Origin of the sequence: Kitasatospora sp. NPDC001539, from assembly GCF_040298565.1 — a bacterium.
In the GTDB taxonomy this organism is placed as follows: Bacteria; Actinomycetota; Actinomycetes; order Streptomycetales; family Streptomycetaceae; genus Kitasatospora.
This window is the reverse complement of record NZ_JBEPAK010000046.1, coordinates 28,429-34,428: the sequence shown is the minus strand read 5'-3', so window position 1 is coordinate 34,428 and position 6,000 is coordinate 28,429. Positions and strand designations below refer to the sequence as shown.

The following is a 6,000-nucleotide window of genomic DNA, read 5'->3' as shown; positions in this document are numbered from 1 at the left end:
GCTGGTCATACTGGCGACGACGTAGCCAAACCCGGGCACGCCGCAGCCACTACAAACGCCGAGGTCACACCCCATAACTGCGGTTGCAGTACTAGGGTCTGTTTCAGAAGTGGATCAAGGTCGTGCGATGATCACGTTCCATGGCTCGGGGAGATCTGACGGACGCCCAGTGGGCGGTACTGGAACCGCTGCTGCCGCGGGGCATCAAGCCGGGTCGGCCGCCGGTGCACACCAAGCGGCAGCTGATCAACGGCATACGGTTCCGTACCCGCACGGGTGTCCCGTGGCGGGATCTGCCCGAGCGGTACGGACCGTGGGAGACGGTGTACGGGCTGTTCCGCCGCTGGCAGCGCGACGGCACGTGGCACCGGATTCTCGAGCAACTCCAGGCCCGGGCTGATGCGAAGGGCCTGATCACCTGGGACATCTCCGTCGACTCCACGATCGCTCGCGCGCACCAGCACGCGGCTGGTGCGCGCAAAAGGGGGATCTGCAGGTCGAGCCGCCCGGCGGCGTCTTCGTCGAGCCCAACGACCACGGGCTCGGACGCTCCCGGGGTGGACTGACCACCAAGATCCACCTGGCGGTCGAGCAGGCGCAGAAGCTGATGTCGCTCGTGATCACGGCCGGACAGCGCGGGGACTCCCCGCAGTTCCAGGTGGTCCTGGGCTGCATTCGTGTGCCGCGTCTCGGCCCGGGACGCCCGCGCACCCGGCCGGACAAGGTCCGCGCCGACAAGGCGTACAGCTCCCGTGCGAACCGCGTCTACCTGCGCAGACGTCGTATCGGCTGCACGATCCCGGAGAAGCGCGACCAGATCGCCAACCGCAAGAAGCGTGGCTCCCACGGGGGACGGCCGCCGAAGTTCGACAAGGCCGACTACAAGGAGCGCCATGCGGTGGAGTGCGGCATCAACCGTCTCAAGCGCCACCGCGCGGTCGCCACGAGGTACGACAAACTCGCCGTCCGCTACGAGGCGACCGTGCTGGTCGCAGCCATCAACGAGTGGCTGTGACCAGCACTTTCGAAACACACCCTAGTTGTCCCCTTCGGGCTCGTGCAATGTCTGACCTACTGCCGCCGACACCGCCCGCCGAAGGCCGACGGTTCGCAGGACTCCCCGCGTGGTCCTGCGTCGTGATGACCGGCCAGCGTGCGGTGGGGTGTGTCAGTCGCCCGGAACGGTGCCCTCCTCGAAGCGGAGGTAGCGCTCGACGGACCGGGCCAGGACCTCGTTGCCGTGGCGGGTGACGACCCGGTCCCACCAGGCGCCGTAGATCCGCTCGAAACGGTAGCCGGCGAGCAGGTCGGCCGCCGCGCGGACCGCCTGCGGGCGCTCCGGGATGTGGTTGGCGTAGCTGTACATGAGGGTCACCCAGCGGCTGTCCGGGCAGACGTTGACGACGTCGCCGGTGAACAGCGCCCCTTCGCCGGCGCTCCAGTGGAGCACCGCGCTGCCCGGGAAGTGCACGCCCGGGTTGATCAGGGTCACCTCATCGGTGAGCTGGAGTGTGCGCCCGCTCCAGAACCGCACGGCCGGGTCCGGCCGGCCCACCCACTGCCGGTCGGCGTCGTGCAGATGGACCGGCGCGTCGAAGGCGTGCGCCCACTCCAGCATCGCGGAGTAGAAGTGCGGGTGGCTGATCGCGATGTGGTCGATGCCGCCGAGCTCCTCGACGCCGCGCACCATCGCGTCGTCGAGGTATGGCACGCAGTCCCACAGCACGTTCCCGGCGGCGGTGCGCAGCAGCAGAGCCCGCTGGCCGATGGCGAACTCCGGGGTGACCCCGACGCCGAGCACATCGGGCCCCTGCTCCGCGAAGCGGCCGCTGTGGCCTTCCTCCCGCAAGCCTGCCAGTGTCGTCCACTGCTGGCCGTCCCGGCCCACGTACTGCCGTTCATCCGAGCAGACCGGACAGTCTGGACGGGCGTCTGCGTACTGGGTGCCGCAGGTGCGGCAGATCGGACGTGCCGGGGCGGTGGTGTCAGCCACGGCTGCCTCCGGCGAGTTCGGTGAGGACGTACGGACGGCTCGGCCGCCAGCCGAGTTCGGCGACGGCGCGCTGGCCGGTCACCACCTGGTTCAGGCCAAGGGCCTCGGCGAACGGGCCGCCCAGGGCCTCGGCGGCCTGCTCCACCGGCCAGGGCTCGACTCGGCCGGTGCCGCCCGCGGCGATGTCGGCGGCTGCTGCGAGTGCCGCGACCGGCACCGCTTCGTGCGCCACGCCGTGCAGCATGCTGCCACCATCGGCCTTGGTCACCGCCAGCACGAAGAGTTCGGCGAGGTCGTCCACGTGCACCATGGGCCAGCGGGTCGCGGCCGAGCCGACGTACCGGCCGGTGCCGTGCTCACGCGCCCAGTCGGTCATCAGGCCGGGGATGCCGCCGCCGCGGCCGTACACGATGCCGGGCCGCACGACGACGGCGCGCACGTCGTCCCCGGCGGCGGCCAGCACGCGCTGCTCGATCCGCGGACGGTAGCCGACGATGGCGATGGCGTCGGTCGACGCGTCCTCGGTCAGCGGGGTGTCCCCGGTGGCGCCGAGCACCCACACGCCACTGGTGTAGACGAAGGCCCGGTTCGTGCCGCGCAGCGGCGCGAGCAGCGCCTCGAGGGCCGCGGTGTCCACCGCCTCGTCGCCGGTCGGGGTGGCCAGGTTCACCACCGCGTCCACGTCGTCCGTCACCGCCGCGCGCAGCGACGCCGGGTCGGTCAGGTCGCCGACCCGTACCGGCACGTCCGGGTGCAGCGCGGCCGCGTCCTTGACCAGGGGCACCACGTCGTGGCCCTCCAGCGTCAGACGGGACACCACCGCGGAGCCGATGTAACCGGTGGCACCGAGTACCAGGACCTTCATGAACCCTCCCAAGCAGACGTTCTTCGAACAGGAGAACCGTACGAACCGCGCCCGCACTCGCGGATCCGTCGAACGACCGGGGTGCGTACCGGCGTTCACCCGCAACGGGGCCGAAGGGCTGACCGGGTCGACCAGATCGACAGGCGAGGAAGTGACGGGGATGGCGGGACCGGGTGGCGTTCAGCCCAGGTCGAGCGCTCCCAGGGCAGCCCGCGATGTCACGCCGAGCTTCGGGTAGGCGTTGGACAGGTGATAGCCGACCGTGCGCGGGCTCAGGAACAGGCACGCGCCGATGTCCCGGTTGCTCAGCCCGGTTGCCGCGAGCCGAACCACCCGCAGCTCCTGCGCGGTCAGCCGGTCCACGAAAGCCGTGCCCGCCGCTGACGCGGGGGCGACACCGACGGCCCGCAACTCCGCGCGGGCCCGATTCGCCCACGCGGCAGCCGGCATCCGCTCGAACGACTTCAACGCCACGGTCAGCGCCTCCCGGGCGTCAGCCCGACGCTTCGCCCGGCGCAGCCACTCCCCGTAGAGCAACCGGGTGCGCGCCTCCTCGAACGGGCGGCCGTCCCCTTCGTGGGCGGCGAGCGCCCGCTCGTAGAACTCCTCCGCAGTTGCGGCGTCGGCGGTGAGCAGGGCGTGGCAGCGCAACTCCACCGCCCTCGCCCACGCGGGTCCGGTGGCCCCGGTCCACCGCGCGAAACTCTCGGCGGCCGACCTGGCCTCGGCGGCCCGCTCCGTGCGCATGGCGGCCTCCACCTGGTCGGGCAGGCTGTGTACGGAGACCATGAGGTGCTGGTGCGGGCCCCTGGTCAGGGCGGCGAAATGGTGCAGCGCCCGGTCGTAGCGGCCGAGCCCGAGGTCGAGCAGACCGCGTGCCCTGGTCAGCCAGAACGGGGACGGTGCGACACCAGGGCACAGGTCCTGTCCCGGCTGTCCGGCGGAGCCGCGGCCGAGCAGGTCCCGGCCCCCCGGGCCGTCAGTTCCTTCCGGTCCCTCCGTGGCGCCCGGCTCCTTCCCGTCGAGCGCGGCCAGCACCGCCAGGACGCCCCTGAGCATGGTGGCGAGATGGCGCTGACCGGTGTCGCAGGCGATCTCCAGACCCTCGACCGCCGTCGTGTACGCGTCCCGGTGCCGCCCCAGGAACAGCCGCAGCCGCGCCAGCCGCAGCAGCACCCGCGGCAGCATCCCGACGGCACCCTCCACCCGGCACTCCCGCTCCAGGGCCACGGCCTGGTCGTGCACCGTGCGGTACTCGCCGAGCAGCACGTCCCAGCCGTGCAGCCGCACCTCATCGGTCAGGCTGCGCTCATGCCGGGTCCGCACGACGTAGTCGGCGAACTCCCGTACCGCTGCCGCCCCGTCCACCAGATCACCCGCCAGTATGTCGAGAACCCCGGCCGCACCCCGGTGCACGGGATGCTCACCGAAGTCGAGACCGGCCACCCGCGCGCGGGTGTGCCGGGCCGCCGCGACCGGGTCCGGCGCCTCCCAGGCCATCGCGGCGGACTCGAACAGCAGCCACGCCCCCACGGCGGGACGGTCCGCCGTCACCTCGGAGGTCGCCTCGACGAGCAGCAGCCGCGCCGACTCCGCGCGGCCCTGCTCGTGTTCGCGCGCTGCCCGGACGCTGGCAAGCCGGGCGACCGCCGGTGGACTGCTCACCGGCCCCGCCTCGTCGGCGAGCATCCCCGCGAGTTCCACCTGCCCTGCCTCGGCTGCTGCGGCGGCCGCGGCGACCAGCCGCAGCGACCGGGCCTCCTGGTCCCCGGTCAGCCGTGCGGCCCGCCGATAGGCGGCGGCGACCGCCGCCCGGCCGCCCCGCGAGCGGAACAGCTCGGCGCTGCGCTCCAGTTCGGCGGCGACCTCCTCGTCGTAGCCGACGGTCGCCGCAGCCAGATGCCAGGCCCGGCGGCCCATGTCGTCGGCGGCCGGTGCCGCCTCCGCGAGCGCCCGGTGCGCGGCCGTCCGCTCGGCCAGCACCGCACCCTGATAGGCGGCGGCGCGCGCCAGGGGATGCCGGAACACCAGCCGGCGTCCGGACACTCTCACCAGGTCCGCCGCCTCCGCCGGCCCGAGGTCGCCGGCGGTCGCGCCCACCCGTTCCCCCGCCGCCACCAGCAGTGCCAGGTCGCCGGTGTCATCGGCGGCGGCGACCGTCAGCAGCAGACGGGTCGGCGCGGGCAGCGCTCGAATCCGCTCGTCGAAGATCCGCCGCACCCGCCACGAGGCCGGCAACACGGCGATCTCCCGTGCGTCCAGCGGTTCGCTCCCGTCTCGCTGGGCCGCCGTCAGGGCCCCCACGAGCTCCACCATGGCCAGCGGATTGCCCTGCGCGAGCCCGAGGATGCGGCTGCTCACGGCGGCATGCAGCTCGGGCGCCCGGCCCGCCAGCAGCGCCGCCCCCTCCTCGTCGGTCAACGGCCCGAGGTGCAGCACCGGCAGGCCCGGCGCGCCCTCGAAGGCTGCCGCATCCTCGTGTGCTGCGACCACCATGGCCACCCGCCCCCTGCCGAGCCGGCGGGCCGCGAACAGCAGGGCGTCCACGGTCTCCAGGTCCAGCCAGTTCGCGTCGTCCACCAGGACCACGACCGGACGTTCCTCGGCCAGCTCGTCGAGCAGGCCCAGCGTCGCGGCCCCGACCAGGAAGCGGTCCCCGGCGGGCACGTCGTCCGGAGTGATCGCCCCGCGTAGGGCCGTCAACTGCCGCTCCGGCAGGCTCCTGGCCAGGTCCAGGGCGCCCCGGAGGAGCACCTGCAGACCGGCGTACGGCAGCGCGGCTTCCGACTGGACACCCGTACACCGCAACAGCCGGGCTCCGGCTGCCGCCGCGGAGGCGCACCGGTCGAGCAGTGCCGTCTTGCCGGACCCCGCCTCGCCGAGGAGCACCACGGCCCCGCCCCGGCTCTCCCGGACTCCCCTCAAGAGCCCGTCGAGCACTTCCCGTTCGTGCTGCCGGCCGCTGAGACCGGCGGGCCCCCGATCTGCGGCGCTTGCCCGGACCGCGTCGGTCATGTGGTGCTGTCCCCTCCTTCAGTGAGCATGGCTGACGATGTCATCGGTCCAACGGCGGTGCCCCCGGTCCACGGTGTGCTCAACAGCACGATGCCGATGCGCCGTTCCTGTCTTCTGATGGCCGGGC

The 6,000-nt window shown here is 72.8% G+C and carries 4 protein-coding genes; 1 reads left to right on the top strand and 3 read right to left on the bottom strand.

The genetic code is table 11. From position 1 onward, the window contains the following. Positions 1 to 140: 140 nt before the first annotated feature. Positions 141 to 1,015 (top strand): IS5 family transposase gene (locus ABT247_RS10715; protein WP_350741080.1). Its coding sequence is split into 2 segments (ribosomal slippage): positions 141 to 530 and positions 533 to 1,015, totalling 873 coding nucleotides; the frame shifts between segments, so codons are not numbered across the junction. 153 nt (positions 1,016 to 1,168) lie between these two features. On the opposite strand, the gene ABT247_RS10710 is transcribed toward ABT247_RS10715, so the two are convergent. The 3 genes from ABT247_RS10710 to ABT247_RS10700 form a co-directional block, all read right to left on the bottom strand. Continuing rightward, positions 1,169 to 1,849 (bottom strand): MBL fold metallo-hydrolase, encoded by a 681-nt coding sequence (locus tag ABT247_RS10710; RefSeq protein WP_350741078.1) that lies wholly within the window; start codon positions 1,847 to 1,849, stop codon positions 1,169 to 1,171. Between the two features lie 136 nt (positions 1,850 to 1,985). After that, positions 1,986 to 2,858 carry an NAD-dependent epimerase/dehydratase family protein gene (locus ABT247_RS10705; protein WP_350741075.1) on the bottom strand — a complete coding sequence of 291 codons (873 nt, stop codon included), beginning with the start codon at positions 2,856 to 2,858 and terminating at the stop codon, positions 1,986 to 1,988. 180 nt (positions 2,859 to 3,038) lie between these two features. Then, the gene (locus ABT247_RS10700; protein ID WP_350741073.1) at positions 3,039 to 5,873 is read right to left on the bottom strand and encodes a helix-turn-helix transcriptional regulator; all 2,835 of its coding nucleotides are present in this window, start codon (positions 5,871 to 5,873) and stop codon (positions 3,039 to 3,041) included. Between the last annotated feature and the right edge of the window lie 127 nt (positions 5,874 to 6,000).